This is a genomic window from uncultured Microscilla sp., assembly GCF_947493425.1.
In the GTDB taxonomy this organism is placed as follows: Bacteria; Bacteroidota; Bacteroidia; order Cytophagales; family Microscillaceae; genus Microscilla.
This window is the reverse complement of record NZ_CANLRP010000037.1, coordinates 1-15573: the sequence shown is the minus strand read 5'-3', so window position 1 is coordinate 15573 and position 15573 is coordinate 1. Positions and strand designations below refer to the sequence as shown.

The window sequence follows — 15573 nt, the reverse complement described above, 5'->3', positions numbered from 1 at the left end:
AATCACATCCATACAATTACACAAATTTATATTTTAGCTCCCCACACCAATATATCATCAGTTTGTTTAGTATTTCCTTCAATAATCCACTGATTAAGTGTATCATCCAAAATCTGTTTTTGTTGGAACAAGGGCATTTGGTGTATTTCTGTAATTAAAGATTTGAGTTGTCGAGTCATAAACTTTTTATCATTAGGTCCACCAAACTGATCTTGGTACCCATCGGAACACATATAAAATATTGTTTCTTTTGATATATCTATTACATTTTTCTTAAAGGTTTTATTCTCCTGATAGCCTCCAATAGACAGTTGAGTACCTTTTATTATATTTAGTTGCCCATCTTGAAAATAATATAAAGGATGATGAGCCCCGGCAAACTCCATTTGTTTTCCTTCATAGTTTATAACACAAATGCCGATGTCCATCCCGTCTCTGATCTCATTTTTATCTGCCCGTAAAATCGCCTCCACCACCTGACTCAATTTGTTTAAAACAACGTCTGCATTTAATATTTTTTTATTTAAAATAATATCTGACAAGGCTGTACTACCCAACATGCTCATCATAGCACCAGGAATACCATGTCCAGTACAATCTGCTATCACTACTATTATTTTTCCTTCTACTTCTTCTACCCAATAAAAGTCTCCGCTTACAATGTCACGAGGACGATAGAGTATAAAATGTTGAGAGAACAACTGCGAAACTCTTTTGCCATCAGGCAATACTCCTTTTTGCAACTTATGTGCATACCGCATGCTTGCGTGTAAATCTTCATTCTTGCTATTGAGTGTATCATTGAGTTGTTTTAGCTGTTCAGTCCGTTCTTGCACTTTGCTTTCGAGTTGTTTATTGGCGTTTTCCTGTACCAGAATAACCTCTTCTTGTGCTCTGCGTTTTTCTTTATCGTTTAAACGGATTCGGTAGCCTAACCCCAGAGAAAAACATAAAATTTCGAGCAAAGTACCCGCTTGAAAATACAAATTGCCGTTATAGGAGCCTTTAACAATGCTAATGCTCATCCCAATATATAAACAAAAAAAGCCTGCAATGATGTAAATCACCATTTTGGTTTTGGTGGTCGCCCATACCATTACCAACACTAAAAAGAAGGCAGATTCAACCAAAGCGTATTGACGATGAAAATTGTGAATAAAAGCAAAGTTGTCGCTGGTATGTAGCACTACTTCGAGTACTATGAACTCAACTACTCGCCCTATCATCCACCAACACATGACCTTGTCCCAAAAAGGAATATTTTTTTGCGTGTTTAAAAAAACACGGATAAACTGAATATAAAACACCTGTAGAAACACAGTAGAAAACAGGTAAACATCATAAAACAAATGAGGATGTTCCGGAAACAGGTACTCGGTAGAAAATCCAGCGTAATTGAAAAAATAGGCTCCTGTACAAAAGAGATAACCACTATAGTAGACATATATCTTGTTGCCACTCAACACGTATAAAAACAGGTTATACAATAATATAAGCCCTACTGCCCCCTGAAATATACCTTGTACCAGGTTACGACGTTGGATAAAACTGTCCCAGTATTCTTTAGTTTGGGCTTCAAGCCCGATACTCAAGTTTTTTTGGTTAACATTTTGGAAGCGAATATATAGGGTTTTGGCTTGCCCTGGCTTGAGGTACAACCTTACTTTGGGTATGGTACGGTTTATATTAAGGTCTTTTTCGCTGCCTCTTACATGCCCTCCTGTTTTCTTGAGCTCCACCTCTCCCTTATCATTTTGTTGATACACCTCTGCTATGTTAATATAACGTTTGCCCAGTATAAGGATACCATTAAAATCACGGCTTTGCTTGTTTTGAATTCTAATTTTCCCCCAAATTTTTAACGCTTTTTTAATATTTTCTGGGGCAGATATAAACAGTTGGAATTGAGTGTCAGGGAGGTTTTGTACTTGTGTAAAATCAATTGAAGCGGTGTTTTTCGACAGTACATATAAACAAGAATTCAGTTGTTTGTATTGACTACTATCTCCTTCGATATAAAAGACTTTTTGAGCTTTTGCATCATAAGCCAACAGCAGGTACAAACTAAAACACAAATATTTTAAGTACTGCATTGAAAAAATAATGGGTTGAAACATTTTATATCTAATACTACTGAAAAATGCCACTGTTTGATAAGATACTTGTTCAGGAAGATCATTGCTTACCTGGCCAGTGTGCCCCTACTACCATAATGTCATCTACTTGTTTTTCGTTGGCTTGAGCACACCAACTTTCAATAGTGTCATCCAATACCTGACGTTGTTCGGGCATAGGCTTTTGGTGTATACGCAACAACAGTTCACGCAAGTTTCGTCGCATAAACTTTTTTCCTTCTGGTCCTCCAAACTGATCCTGATAACCATCAGAGTAAAGATAAAAAGTAGTAGGTTTTGAGATGTCAATGACATGGCGGGTGTACTTTCGCTCTACTTCGAGTTGCTCACCCCCAATGGCAAGTTTATCTCCTTTGAGTTGATACAACTGATTGTCTTGAATATACAATAGAGGGTTTTTTGCCCCGGCAAATTCTATAATTTGTTTCTTTTTACACACCACTACCAACGCCATATCCATTCCATCGCGGTTGCGGCTATCTTGTTGCCGCAAAGCATAACGAACCCCTTCGTGTAAACCCTTCAATATGTAGTCGGGTTTGATTATCCCTCGCACATTTACAATCTCATCTAATAAGGAATGCCCAATCATGCTCATAAAAGCTCCTGGCACCCCATGCCCGGTACAGTCAACTGCTGCAATCATTAATTTATGTTTAGGTATACTGTTGCCACTTTCGTCGTATTGGTGGGGGGCAGCAAACCAGTAAAAGTCTCCGCTTACAATGTCTCTGGGCTTAAACAACACAAACAAGTCGGGTAACTCTTGCTTTACGGTATTAAGGTTGGGCAACATAGCAGCTTGTATTCTTTGCGCGTAGTTGATGCTTTCGGTAATACTTTGATTTTTGTCTTTGAGCTCATTGTTGGCATCTAACAACATTTCCTCCGCTTCTTTGCGCTTGGTAATATTAATAATAATGGCAACATAGTTTGTTAGATTAAGTGCATAGTCATAGGTGGGAGTCAAATTCATTAAAATCCACAAGTCTTCCCCTTGTCGGTTTTTTATTTTAAGTTCTTTGCTTACCGACTGACTAGAGGAGAGACTATCGACAAACTCATCATAATTTTTCAAGTCACCTTCACACAAAGCCAACACTTCTGGCAGATGCTTTCCTTGCAAATCGTCATAAGTATAGCCTGTCATCCGGGTATACCCATCGTTCATCCACTCAAGCTTTAGGTCTTTATCCAGAATAAATACGGCATTGGAGGTTTTGGCTGCTACCAACGACAAACGCTCAAGTTTTGCTTGTGACTCTTTACGTGCAGTAATGTCTTGTACTATGCCTAGTAATTTGGCTGGTTGGCTGGTTTGTTCATCAAACACCAGTTTTAGGGTAAGTTCTACAAACTTTAGTTGTTGGTTTGCCAACAAAAGACTGTGCTCAAAAGAGTAATTTTCACGGTTGATAAATACTTTTTGAATCGCTGCTCCTAACTTATCCCCATCTTCGTCGGTCATCATTTGCTTGTAAAGCTTCATATCAGGCTGTAGCTGTTTATCAGCACCTAAAATCTCTCTAAAACCGTCTGACCAATGTAATTCTTGATTCTGTAGATTGGTTTCCCAATAACCTATGTGAGCAAGTTTTTCTGATATGTCAAAACGCACCTCAAGTGCTCTTTTGTCCATCAGTATCCACTGGTTGATTTTTTCAGCTTCTTTGAGACGTTGCTCCAGTTTACGCACTTGTTCTTCGAGTAACTGAACCTGTTGGGGACTAATAGGTTGTTGGTCTGCCATTAGTTATGCATTAAGTTAAATATATGCCAGCAAATTTAAATCAAGTTTTAGAATGAGTTTAACCAAGACGCACTTACAAGTATTGATTTAGCACTCCTAAGTTGTCTATATTTTTGACAAATACCTACAACTTACTTACCAAAACTCGTTTGATATGTTAAGAATTGCCGCCATATCAGCAAGTGCAACATACCTGGTTTAGGCTGCCTGAGCATTGATTTCCATCAAACTTGCAATAATTGCTGCTGGTTCGGCACGTTTGGTATAATCAGCATCTACAAAACGGTATACAACTCTCCCCTCTGTATTGAGCACAAAAGTAGCCGGCACGGGCACATCTACTGAACTTTGGCTACCATTAATTGCCTTAAGGTCTACACCAAAAGCGCTAAAAGCATTGATCATTTGGTTGGGCATAGAAAACATCAATCCATAGCTATCAGCAATTTTATTTCCTTCGTCTGACAACACATTGTATTGTACATTTCTTTTATCGGCTACCATGTGTGAGTATGATACACTTTGAGGAGAGATTCCTATCAAACTTGCTCCTAGTTTTTTAAACTCTGCCAGCGACCTTTGCAAAGCCCTTAGTTCAAGGCTACAGAACACACACCAATCGCCTCTAAAAAACGAAATAATCAAAGGTCCTTTTTCCAACAATGTATTACTACTTACGATGTTTCCTTTATCATCAGGTAGCATAAAGGGTGGTGCAATATCGCCCAATTTGGGAACTTGCTCTAGCCTGCCCGAATTGTTAATATCTTGGACAAAGTCATGGTGACCTAATACCATTTCTCCTCCATTAACGCTCTGCGCTTTAGCTTTTAAAGTGTCTAATTCTTCTTGTAAAGTCATAACTCATACTTTATTGATGTTCATAAACGATGTGCAAGTTTATAAACTAACGCTATAAACAATGACATGGTTAGTCAGGCTCACAACAAAAATGATTCTTGAAAACAGTATACTTGCGCTCAACTAGACCAATCTGTCATATTAACATTTAAACGTTTTATTAAGTGCCATAAGTTGTACTTTATATCAAGAAACTTTGCCTATTTGTCATTCTTTGGCAAAGTTTCTGAACATTGGGTATTGGATGTAGTGCAAATTTTGGTATTTATTGTAGCACTGGTGCACTCCCCCCTCAACAAGTTTGTTAAGCGATATTAGCTTATTGACAATCAACCAGATATAATTTTAACTTTGACAAAAAGCTTTGGTATTGGGAGAAGTTTACCACCCAATAATGCTATAAGCAATATTTTATATAAAAAGAATGAAGATCAACATACGAATAAAGCTACTTTTAAACTTCTTGCTGGTAGGCATAGTGCCTCTGATCATTCTTATGTTTCTGGGATTTTGGTTTACAGGCAATTTATTGCGTAAAAAAAACTTTGATCAACTGAACGCCATTCGCGAATACAAAAAACAAACTATAGAAGAGTATTTTCAACTGGTACGCAATGAGATTCAGTACCTATCAAAAAACCACACTATTGTGAATGCAATGCGTGAATTTAAAGATTCCTTTCACGCTTCTGTACCAACACGTTTGAATGAAAATGACATAGCAAAGGTAAAAAGCTATTATAAAGATAAAATATTTAAAAAGTTAGGAAACAATCTTAGCAATTTTGAACTAAACCGCCTCATTCCTCAAGATTCTACCACACTTTTTTTTCAAAGGTATTATATGGCCGAAATGGCTGGTATAAAAAATGATCACCCCTATCATGCTGTTCACACCAAATACAACCAAGACATTAGCAATTTTCTAAAGAAATTTAAATACTATGACATTCTGTTGGTTGACAACGAAACTGGTCATATTATCTATTCGGTAGATAAAGAAATTGATTTTGCCACTAGCCTCAAAACAGGTCCTTACTCTCAAAGTAATATAGCCAAGGTGTTTCAGGAAGTTAAGCAAGCCCGTGAACCAGATTTTGTTAAAATATATGACTTTGAACAATACACTCCTTCCTTTATGTTTCCTGCAATGTTTATAGGTACACCAGTGTTTGACGGTAAAAGAAACATAGGGACTCTGGTATTTGAACTATCAACTAAAGAAATTGACCGCACAATGACCAATGAACATAAATGGGCAGAAGTGGGGTTAGGCAAAACGGGGGAAAGCTATATTGTAGGCAGAGACTCAAAAATGCGTAATGACGCCAGGGCAATGATAGAAGATCCTAAAGCATTTTTAAAATTATTGACCAAGCTTAAGCTCAATGCAGGTGACCTTGAAAAGATGAAGCAATTTCAATCTTCTATTCTTTTTCAGGAAATAAAAACTGAAGCAGTGAAAGACGCCTACTTGGGTAGAGTAGACGCTAAAATTGCTACTGATTACCGAAACCAAAGGGTACTTACTTCTTACACTCCCCTCAAAATCCCTGACCTTGAGTGGTTTTTGGTCACCCAAATAGACGAAAAAGAGGTAATGCAGCCTATGGATAGTTTTGCCCGAAAAGCATATCAAGGTGTATTGGTATTACTCATCATTATTTTGATAATTACGCTTTTGTTGTCCAAAAACCTGTCTTCTCCGATCAAGCAATTATTAGAAGGCACTAAAAATATTCAACAAGGGAAACTTGATACCGAAGTGCAAGTAACCTCCAAAGATGAGATTGGCGATCTGGCTCATTCATTTAACCAGATGGCACAAAATATCAAGGAAAAAAATGAATCGCTGGATGAGAAACGTCAAAAGCTAGAAACATCTAACACCGCACTGGAAGCTCGACAGTGGCTATCAAACGGGGTAATAGAGTTTTTACCTGTACTACAGCGCAACGACCATAACATTGAAGCAATGGCTGAGGATATTCTTAATCATTTGACTCAATATGTAGATGCAACGCAGGCAGCAATGTATGTAGCTGAGGCTGATGAACACACCACCTTTTTAAAGCTACTGGCACACCGAGGACATAATGAAAAGTTTGTAACCAACCACACAAAAATACCACTGGGTACTGGGCTGGCAGGTACTTGTGCCAAAGATAAAGAAGTAATGCGCTTGACTCCTAAAGAAGAAGAGTATGACATCATCACATCGGCCACATTTAACGCCAAACCAACCACCTTGCTGTTGGTGCCTTTACTCAATAACCAAAGGTTGGTAGGAGTATTGGAAATAAGTTATTTGAGAAAAATCACTGAAAATGAAGTAGCTTTTGTGAGACGTATTAGTGAACGTATCAGCTTGGCGGTATACAACATGAAAGCCGACATACTTACTCAAGAACTATTACAAGAGGTAAAAATCCAAAATGAACAGTTATCTGCTAAGGAAGATGCTTTACGCAAAAACTCTGAAGAGCTTCAAAATTTGAATGAATCGCTGGAAGAAAAAGTCGAAGCTGCCACGAAAAACATTCAGGAAAAAAATCAACAACTACTGGCACAAGAAGAAGAATTGAGACAAAACCTTGAAGAGCTCAATGCTATTAATGAGTCGCTTGACCAGAAGGTAGAAGAACGTACCAGAGAACTGAAAGAAAAAGAAAGAATACTGGTGCAAAACCTGGCCAAACTTAAGGTGAGCCAACGAGAGCAACACAAGTTGTCGTTGATGCTCAATAATTCTGATGACTTTATTGTACTTACTGGCATAGAAGGCAATGTAATATATATGAACAATGCCGCCAGAGCTATGAAAGGCGTTGCACAAGGCGCAGATATTAGCCATCTGACTTTGATGGACTTTAAGGTACCTGATGATACTCTTGACCTAATAGAGGATGTGATACCTATTGTTGCTAAAGAAGGGGTATGGAAAGGAGAGCTTCATCAACAGCACTTGGGCACTAACGCTATGTTGAATGTAGAGACTACTGTGTTTCCGGTAAAAGATTCTAATACCCAGGAGTGGATTTGTTTTACATTGATTCAAAGTGATATTACTGAGCGTAAAGAAGCCCAAAACAAACTTGTTCAACAAGAAGAGGAGCTTAGACAAAATGCAGAAGAACTTCAGACCTTAAATGAATCACTGGAAAAAAGAATACAAGAAGCTACTCAGGATATTCAGGAAAAAAACCAACGTTTGCTGGCGCAAGAAGAGGAGTTAAGACAAAATATAGAAGAGCTTAATAGCTTGAATGAGTCGCTAGACGACAAAGTAGCACAAAGAACCCAGGAACTGGTAGATAAGGAGAAATTGTTACAAAAAAACCTTCATAACCTGAAGGAGGCTCAAATAGAGCAGCAAAAGTTGGCTACTATGATTGATAATAGTGACGATATGATTGCTATGGCAGGTTTTGATGGTAAAATACTGTATATGAACCGTCAAGCGCGTAAAGTATGGGGCATTGCCGCTGATGCCAATGTGAGTACTTTAAAAATTGATGACCTGGAATTGAAAAATGCCAAAGGTAAAAAAGTAAGTATATTTAATAATATATTCCCAAAAGTAGCTGAGCAAGGTGTCTGGAAAGGAGAGTTTATTCAACGAAGTGTCATTAGTGATGAAGACATTAACATAGATTCTAAAATTTTCACGGTAATAGATGAAAATACCCAACAACCTATTTGTATTGCTACTATCCAAAGGGATATTACTGATCGGAAAAAATCACAAGCTAAAATGAAGGCCGCCTTTGAAGAGTCGAAACGTTCGAGGGAACTTATCCAGGCAGTAATAGACGCTACTCCAGATTGGATTTCAGTAAAAGACCGTAACTATCAATATATTTTGTGTAACCGTAGTTTTGCCCGTGCATTTAACCGCACCAAAAAACAAGTATTAGGCGAAGATGATTATAGCCTTGGATTTCCTAAGCACTTGATTGAAGGCGATGAAGCACAAGGAATTAAGGGTTTTAGAGAAGATGATAGACGAGTATTTGAATACGAGCACTTTATTCAAAATACCAATGACCCAGGGATTATGATACATGGCGAGCTTAGATTTTTTGATACCCAGAAACTCCCCTTGTTTGATTCAACTGGGCAAGTATATGCGGTGCTTTCTATTGCTCGTGATTTTACCGACCGTAAAATCTTTGAGGATAAGCTACAATCAAAGAACGTAGAAATTACTCAACAGCAGCAAAATATAAGAGCAAGTATAAGCTACGCCAAAAGAATTCAGAATGCACTGCTCCCTCACCGAAAACATATCGAAGAATCCTTGCCTGATTCCTTTATCTTGTTCAAACCACGCGACATTGTAAGTGGGGACTTTTATTGGTTTGCTCATACTGAAGCCAAACCTTTGTACGAGGAAGTGAGCAGTTTTCAAGGAATAGAAAAAGTACTGAAGGGTTTTAGAAACGAAAAGATTGTAATTGCTGCGGTAGATTGTACCGGGCATGGGGTACCAGGGGCATTTATGAGTTTGATTGGCAATGACATATTAAATAATGTGGTGATTCAGCATGAAACTACTGACCCAGATCAAATTTTAACGAAGCTAAATGAAGGAGTAAAAAAGTCACTGAAACAGCAAGAAAATGCTGATAGTCGCGATGGTATGGATATAGCCTTGTGTACCATTGATTTAGATGAACGCACAGTAGAGTTTGCAGGAGCAAAAAACCCCTTGGTATATATTCAAAATGGGCAAGTACACGAAATTAAAGGAAGTAAGTTTAGTATTGGCGGGCGAGAAAGAGGCACAGAACGCACATACAACAAACACACTATAGATGCCAACGAACCTACCACCTTGTATATCTACTCTGATGGTTACCAGGATCAGTTTGGAGGTCCTAATAAACAAAAGTTTATGAAAAAACGGTTGCGGGAGTTACTGTTGGAAATTCACCAAAAGCCTATGGAGGAGCAAAAACAGATTTTAGATGATACACTTGCCCAGTGGATGAAGGAAGGTAACGAACGTCAAATTGACGATGTATTGGTTATTGGCATAAGAATTTAGTATAGGGATGGGGCTAAAACAAACACGAGCATTACCCATTTGGACAATGCTCGCGTTTGTTGTTTCTGGTATATTCTGTCAATCTCGCACTTTGATAAATCTTTCTTCCTTCCTATTCCGTATATTGCCGTTAAAATACAATCCTACAGACTTAGAGTTCAACAGGTTTTGATATTCTTGTTTATCTACATTGGCATACTCATAAATACCTCCACGGCAAAAAACTATTTCAAGCACCTTACTAAAAGCATCGTAAGCAACTGAAGTAATCAAAGAAGAATGAATGTGAACACGCTTAAACCTTGTCATATTTTAATATTTAGTGTATATATTATTTAACGTATTTAAGCAGATAAAGTTGTTTTCAAACTCAACAAAACAAAGAGTTAAAACCTTTAAAATCAGTTTATTATAAAAAAAATCACGAATAAACTATCCGCGATTTTACTTCAATCACTCACGATTTGTGATTGTATTATTTAGCTTAAGAGAATAACCCTCTGCTTGTCAGAATAACAAGTAGAGTTAAAATTGCATAGTTGGTAATTACTCTGAAATATGGCCTATGGTTTGGTTTCTTTACAAGTTTTATTGGCTGGTAGCTTGTACACTTTGCAAGGTTTGAAACACCTTATGGTCAATTGCCCCTATTTGTTCTGCCCTGTCTTGTTGTCCTTTATTTTTAAGATAGGTTTTGTAGTAAATCAATGCCAACGAAATTTCCTGAAGTTCATCTACTGAAGAAACCATCAAAGGAATTTCATCTTTTGTTTCTCTTGTTTCATTGGTGTCGTTTATAGGTTCATGGTGTTGTGTTGTAATGATTGGTTGCAATTCTTCAGGTTTTTCTTTTTGAACAAAAGTTAATTGTGTACCATTGGGTAAGGGAATTCTAATTTCACTCATGATGCTAAAGAATTAGGTTTATTGTTAATAATATTAGCAAAAATAAAGTTAAAATTGAATTGAACAAACAATATTCGCTAATAAATTTAACATTTATTTATTTTGTTAATATAAACAGCAAAAACAGACTCCTTTATCACGAAAAACACCTCAAGAATTGGCTTATGCATACTTGTAAAACCCAACTATAGGATGTATTATACGACTACCTTTTACCTCTTTGCTCACAATGTTGGTATAACATTTGGCTGATCTTTAATCAATTTCTACGAACTTTGTCATTATCAATTTATGAGAGCTTTTTTCATTGCTTTAGTACTATCTATCCCCATTATTGGACATGCTCAAACTCCTGAAATAGACAGTTTAGAAAGAATTTTACCAGCTATGTCTGACGATACCTTGAAGGTTCAGGTACTGAACAGACTTACCTGGAAACTCAGGGATGTAGACTTAAACAGAGCATTGCAATATGGCAAACGCAGCTTGGATATTGTACACGCACTTCAGTACAAGACTAAACACGCTGAAATACTTAGTTTTTTAGGAATTATATACCGTAACCTTGGTGATTATGCCAGTGCATTTGAGTATTATCATCGTGCCCTCAAAATAGCAAAAAAACACCAGCAAGGTATTCAAATTGGCTATAGCTACAACAACATAGGTGAGGTTTTTAAATTTCAAAAACGGTACGACGAGGCTGTGGAGAACATGAAAAATGCCATTAAAGTATTTGTAAAACTGGGGAATAAAAGTGGAGAGGCTTATGGATACTTACGCATGGGAGAAACTTTTCAAGAACAAAAAAAGTATGATGAAGCACTGAAAGCATTTTTTAAAGTAAAACAAATAAGGGAGTCTACCAAAAAGAAAAAATCGTTGGATGTTGCCCTGAATCGGATTGGAGTAGTATACAACCTTCAGGCAAAGTATGAAAAAGCACTTGATTACCTCAATCAAGCGCTGGAGATGAATATCAAGGATAAGAATTTGAGAGGTATTAGTGACATGCAAAATGACATTGCTGCAGTATATCTTAACCAAAAAAACTATACAAAAGCCATTGAATATGCTCAGAAAGGCTTAAAGGGTGCTACAAGTATACCTGCCCACCCTATTATGCAACATAGTACTAAAATACTCAATGAAGCCTATGCTAATCAAAATGATTTTATCAAAGCCTACAGGTACCAAAAACAATACATAGACATTACACAAAGTTTACTAAACGAAGAAAATGCTCGGCGAATTCAAGCATTACAAACCAATTATCAAATAGAGAAAAAACAAACAGAACTTGATCTAAAAAGTAAAGAAAATAGATTATTGAAAATAGAGCAGAAAGAAAATGAGTTAAGAAAAGAGCTCATATATCTACTGGTTGGTGGTCTAATACTTACCTTGGGTTTAGTGGTGGCAGTCATTATAGGTATATTTCAGAAACAAAAGGCTAACAAGTTATTACATATAAAAAATGAGCAATTGATAGAATCAGAGCAAATAGAACGTGCTCAAGCCGCACAAATGAAAGCGACCAACAATGAGTTAAAAACTGCTCAACAAGAGTTACAGATTGCATTGGAAAAAGAACAACAGAGCCACATTGAGCTCGAAAATGCTCACGAAGAACTCAAGGCGACTCAGTCACAAATGATTCAATCCGAAAAAATGGCTGCATTAGGTCAACTTATTGCAGGGGTGGCTCACGAAATAAATACGCCCTTGGGAGCCATTCGCTCTTCTATCGAAAGTGTAGCTTCTGCTTTAAAAGACACCTTACAAAAGCTTCCAGATTTGCTCACAGTGCTTACCCCACAAGAACAAGCACTCTTTATGGGTTTGTTAGATACATCTATGAACCAAACGAATGTAATTACACTCAAAGAAAAAAAACAACTACGCAAAGTACTTATTGAAAAACTGAAAACCCATGAGGTACCTGATGCTCGTAAGGCAGCAGATATTCTTGTAAACCTAAGAGCGGAAGAGTCTTATGAAGACTTCCTGAGTTTGCTAAAACATGCTCATAGCAACCTTATCTTACACACATCGAATAAACTGTCTAATATATTAAGAGGCACAAGTAATATAGAACTGGCTATACGAAAAGCACACAAGATCGTATTTGCACTAAAAAATTATGCTTATCGCAACCCACAGGAAGTAAAAGTACAAAGTGACATAAAACAAGGCATAGAAACTGTACTTACACTTTATCATAATCACCTAAAACAGGGCATACATCTTGAGCGTGATTATCACGAAAATATACCGCAAATTTGGTGTTACCCTGATGAATTGAATCAAGTATGGACAAATCTTATTCATAACGCACTACAGGCAATGGATTTTAAGGGTGATCTAACAGTGAGTATACATAATCAAAATAATCGTTTGGAGGTAATCATAGCCGATACAGGCAGTGGTATACCCGCAGACATTATTGATAAAATATTTGATCCTTTCTTTACTACCAAACCAGCTGGCGAAGGAAGTGGCTTAGGACTGGATATCGTTCGTAAAATTGTGCAAAAACATGATGGCGATATTCAAGTACAGAGTACGGCAGGTGTGGGTACTGCTTTTACTGTGTGGCTACCTCTACCAGATACTACCACCTAAACCAAGCGTAATAGTAATATTGCATTTAAGACGAATTCCTTCTATATTCAACAGCTTAAAATAATACAAAAGCCAACGCGTAAATAAACAGGAAGATATGAATAATAAAGTGATACTTTGTGTAGATGATGATGAGATTATTCTCAATAGTCTTGAAATGCAACTCAAAGAACATTTAGGCGATCACTACATGTATGAGTTTGCTGAAAACGCAGATGATGCAATGGAGATTTTAGACGAATTGGAAAACGATGGTTACCAAACTTTGTTGGTAGTTTCAGATTGGCTCATGCCTGGATTAAAAGGAGATAATCTCCTTATAAAAATCCATGAAAGGTTTCCTAATGTAGTAAAAATTATGCTTACCGGACAAGCCGATGAAGAAGCAGTAGAACGTAGCAGGAAAGAAGCTAATTTATTTGCCTGCCTAGGCAAACCTTGGGAAACTAATGATTTGATAAGTACAATTAAACGTGGTTTACAAGCAGCAGTATGACAGAACCTGTAATATTATGTGTAGATGATGAAGAGATTGTTTTGGAAAGCCTGGAAATCGAGCTTTCTGAAAAATTCGGGGATGACTATGTTATAGAGATAGCACAAGGAGCCGATGAAGCCCTTGAGATTGTAGAAGAACTCATTGACGAAGGAAGGGAGATTACTGTAGTTATTTCAGACTATATTATGCCTGAAGTAAAGGGAGATGAACTACTACGTAAAATTCATGAAATGTCTCCTCGTACCATTAAAATTATGCTTACCGGACAAGCTAGTATGGAGGGTGTAACCAACGCCATTAACAATGCTCGCCTCTATAGATACATTACAAAACCATGGCAAAAAGAAGATTTATCTCTTACTATTTCAGAAGCTAATCGCACTTTTTTTCAAGATAAATTGCTCGAAGAGCAAAACAAGAGGCTTGTAGAAAAAAATGATCAACTCAAAGAACTCAACAGCACTTTAGAACAAAAAGTAGAAGAAAGGACAACAGAAATTGTCCACCAAAAAGCTGAATTAGAGAAAAAAAATAATAATATAACAGCAAGCATCCGGTATGCACAACGTATCCAAAATGCCATATTACCTAATATCAGTGAGATACAAAGGGAATACCTTAAACCCTTTATTTTTTTTCGTCCTCGTGATATTGTCAGCGGTGATTTCTATTGGTTTTCACATAACAAAGAAACAAATCAATTGATTATAGCAGCAGCTGATTGTACTGGGCATGGGGTACCAGGGGCTTTTATGAGCTTTATAGGCATAGAACAGCTTACAGAAATAGTAACTATAAAGAAAGTTACTCAGGCAGATGAAATACTGAATCAACTACATCAAGGGGTACTCAAAGTTCTTCAACATGGAGATGGTTCAGTCAAAGATGGAATGGATATAGCTTTGTGTGTCATCAACCTTGATTCTAAAACGATGGATTTTGCTGGCGCAAAAAACCCTTTAATATACGTACAAGATGGTCATCTAAAGCAGATAACAGGTGACAAACTTGCCATTGGAGGTAATTACCTAGACCAAACAACTTTTACGAAACAAACTATAGATGTATCAACCTTCACTACTTGCTATCTATTCTCAGATGGTTTTCAAGACCAGTTTGGGGGACCAAAGGGTAGAAAGTTTATGAAACATAATTTTCGTGAATTACTTTACATTATTCATCATCATCCAGTAGAAAATCAGGAACAAATTCTAAACGACACCCTTAATCACTGGATTAGTTTTCCTGTGAAGTATGGAGAAGCACACAAACAAATAGATGATATAATGGTAGTAGGATTTCAAATTGACCTTTAAATTAATCTTTTTCGTTAACCCCCCCCCTTGCAAAAGTTTAGCACATATTACAAAGAAATGTATATTAACAACATAATATCCATGCTATATTATAAATCCTTCATGGCAATCGCAAGAAACTTATTAGCAGATTTCTAGCATATACATAAAATGTAGTAACCTTATCATTATGTATAAAAAACCGCCTTATGCTCTTAAGCCATTAACACTTTTACTAGATACTCTTCATCCCAACCTGCTTTTTTCCTTTTTACCTTGATGCCCTTTTTTACTGAACTTTCTGCTTTCAATTTATTAAGAGCAATCCTTCTAAGAATGGACAAATTTTCAGGAGCATTACTTTTTCTAACTCTGGAATCATCTTCTCCAAATGCCACATCCAAAACCCAGTGTAGTTTAGTTTCTACTCCCCAATGTTTACGAATACTGTT

General features: G+C 36.9%; 10 protein-coding genes. 4 read left to right on the top strand and 6 right to left on the bottom strand.

Annotated elements, in window-relative coordinates; all coding sequences use genetic code 11:
• Positions 1–26 precede the first annotated feature (26 nt).
• The 3 genes from Q0954_RS12050 to Q0954_RS12040 all read right to left on the bottom strand — a co-directional run bounded on the left by Q0954_RS12050 (position 27) and on the right by Q0954_RS12040 (position 4746).
• Positions 27–2093, bottom strand: a complete 2067-nt coding sequence (locus tag Q0954_RS12050) for a 7TM diverse intracellular signaling domain-containing protein (RefSeq protein ID WP_299457120.1) — start codon at positions 2091–2093, stop codon at positions 27–29.
• Between the two features lie 82 nt (positions 2094–2175).
• Complete coding sequence (locus Q0954_RS12045) at positions 2176–3885, bottom strand: PAS domain S-box protein (RefSeq protein WP_299457118.1); 1710 nt, start codon at positions 3883–3885, stop codon at positions 2176–2178.
• A gap of 198 nt (positions 3886–4083) precedes the next feature.
• A complete protein-coding gene (locus tag Q0954_RS12040; RefSeq protein WP_299457116.1) occupies positions 4084–4746 on the bottom strand; it encodes a peroxiredoxin-like family protein in 663 nt (220 codons plus the stop codon).
• A gap of 424 nt (positions 4747–5170) precedes the next feature.
• Here Q0954_RS12040 and Q0954_RS12035 point away from each other — a divergent pair, with 424 nt between their 5' ends.
• On the top strand, positions 5171–9796 hold the full coding sequence (locus Q0954_RS12035) for a PAS domain-containing protein (RefSeq protein WP_299457113.1): 4626 nt from the start codon (positions 5171–5173) through the stop codon (positions 9794–9796).
• 78 nt (positions 9797–9874) lie between these two features.
• Here Q0954_RS12035 and Q0954_RS12030 read toward each other — a convergent pair whose 3' ends face one another.
• Positions 9875–10105 carry a KTSC domain-containing protein gene (locus Q0954_RS12030; protein ID WP_299457110.1) on the bottom strand — a complete coding sequence of 77 codons (231 nt, stop codon included), beginning with the start codon at positions 10103–10105 and terminating at the stop codon, positions 9875–9877.
• A gap of 279 nt (positions 10106–10384) precedes the next feature.
• Positions 10385–10702, bottom strand: a complete 318-nt coding sequence (locus tag Q0954_RS12025) for a hypothetical protein (protein ID WP_299457108.1) — start codon at positions 10700–10702, stop codon at positions 10385–10387.
• Positions 10703–10993: 291 nt separating this feature from the next.
• Between Q0954_RS12025 and Q0954_RS12020 the strand changes: the two genes are divergently transcribed.
• The 3 genes from Q0954_RS12020 to Q0954_RS12010 all read left to right on the top strand — a co-directional run bounded on the left by Q0954_RS12020 (position 10994) and on the right by Q0954_RS12010 (position 15142).
• On the top strand, positions 10994–13327 hold the full coding sequence (locus Q0954_RS12020) for an ATP-binding protein (RefSeq protein ID WP_299457106.1): 2334 nt from the start codon (positions 10994–10996) through the stop codon (positions 13325–13327).
• A gap of 97 nt (positions 13328–13424) precedes the next feature.
• Positions 13425–13823 (top strand): response regulator, encoded by a 399-nt coding sequence (locus Q0954_RS12015; RefSeq protein WP_299457103.1) that lies wholly within the window; start codon positions 13425–13427, stop codon positions 13821–13823.
• A complete protein-coding gene (locus Q0954_RS12010) occupies positions 13820–15142 on the top strand; it encodes a response regulator (RefSeq protein ID WP_299457099.1) in 1323 nt (440 codons plus the stop codon). Before Q0954_RS12015 ends, Q0954_RS12010 begins: the two co-directional genes overlap by 4 nt.
• A gap of 194 nt (positions 15143–15336) precedes the next feature.
• Here Q0954_RS12010 and Q0954_RS12005 read toward each other — a convergent pair.
• The coding region (locus tag Q0954_RS12005) for a transposase (RefSeq protein WP_299457097.1) at positions 15337–15573 on the bottom strand (237 nt) is incomplete at its 5' end.

What these genes read in the sequence shown, in the direction of transcription:
- Q0954_RS12050 (WP_299457120.1), bottom strand. Translation starts at nt 2,093, where the DNA reads ATGCAGTACTTAAAATATTTGTGTTTTAGTTTGTACCTGCTGTTGGCT.
- Q0954_RS12045 (WP_299457118.1), bottom strand. Translation starts at nt 3,885, where the DNA reads ATGGCAGACCAACAACCTATTAGTCCCCAACAGGTTCAGTTACTCGAA.
- Q0954_RS12040 (WP_299457116.1), bottom strand. Translation starts at nt 4,746, where the DNA reads ATGACTTTACAAGAAGAATTAGACACTTTAAAAGCTAAAGCGCAGAGC.
- Q0954_RS12035 (WP_299457113.1), top strand. Translation starts at nt 5,171, where the DNA reads ATGAAGATCAACATACGAATAAAGCTACTTTTAAACTTCTTGCTGGTA.
- Q0954_RS12030 (WP_299457110.1), bottom strand. Translation starts at nt 10,105, where the DNA reads ATGACAAGGTTTAAGCGTGTTCACATTCATTCTTCTTTGATTACTTCA.
- Q0954_RS12025 (WP_299457108.1), bottom strand. Translation starts at nt 10,702, where the DNA reads ATGAGTGAAATTAGAATTCCCTTACCCAATGGTACACAATTAACTTTT.
- Q0954_RS12020 (WP_299457106.1), top strand. Translation starts at nt 10,994, where the DNA reads ATGAGAGCTTTTTTCATTGCTTTAGTACTATCTATCCCCATTATTGGA.
- Q0954_RS12015 (WP_299457103.1), top strand. Translation starts at nt 13,425, where the DNA reads ATGAATAATAAAGTGATACTTTGTGTAGATGATGATGAGATTATTCTC.
- Q0954_RS12010 (WP_299457099.1), top strand. Translation starts at nt 13,820, where the DNA reads ATGACAGAACCTGTAATATTATGTGTAGATGATGAAGAGATTGTTTTG.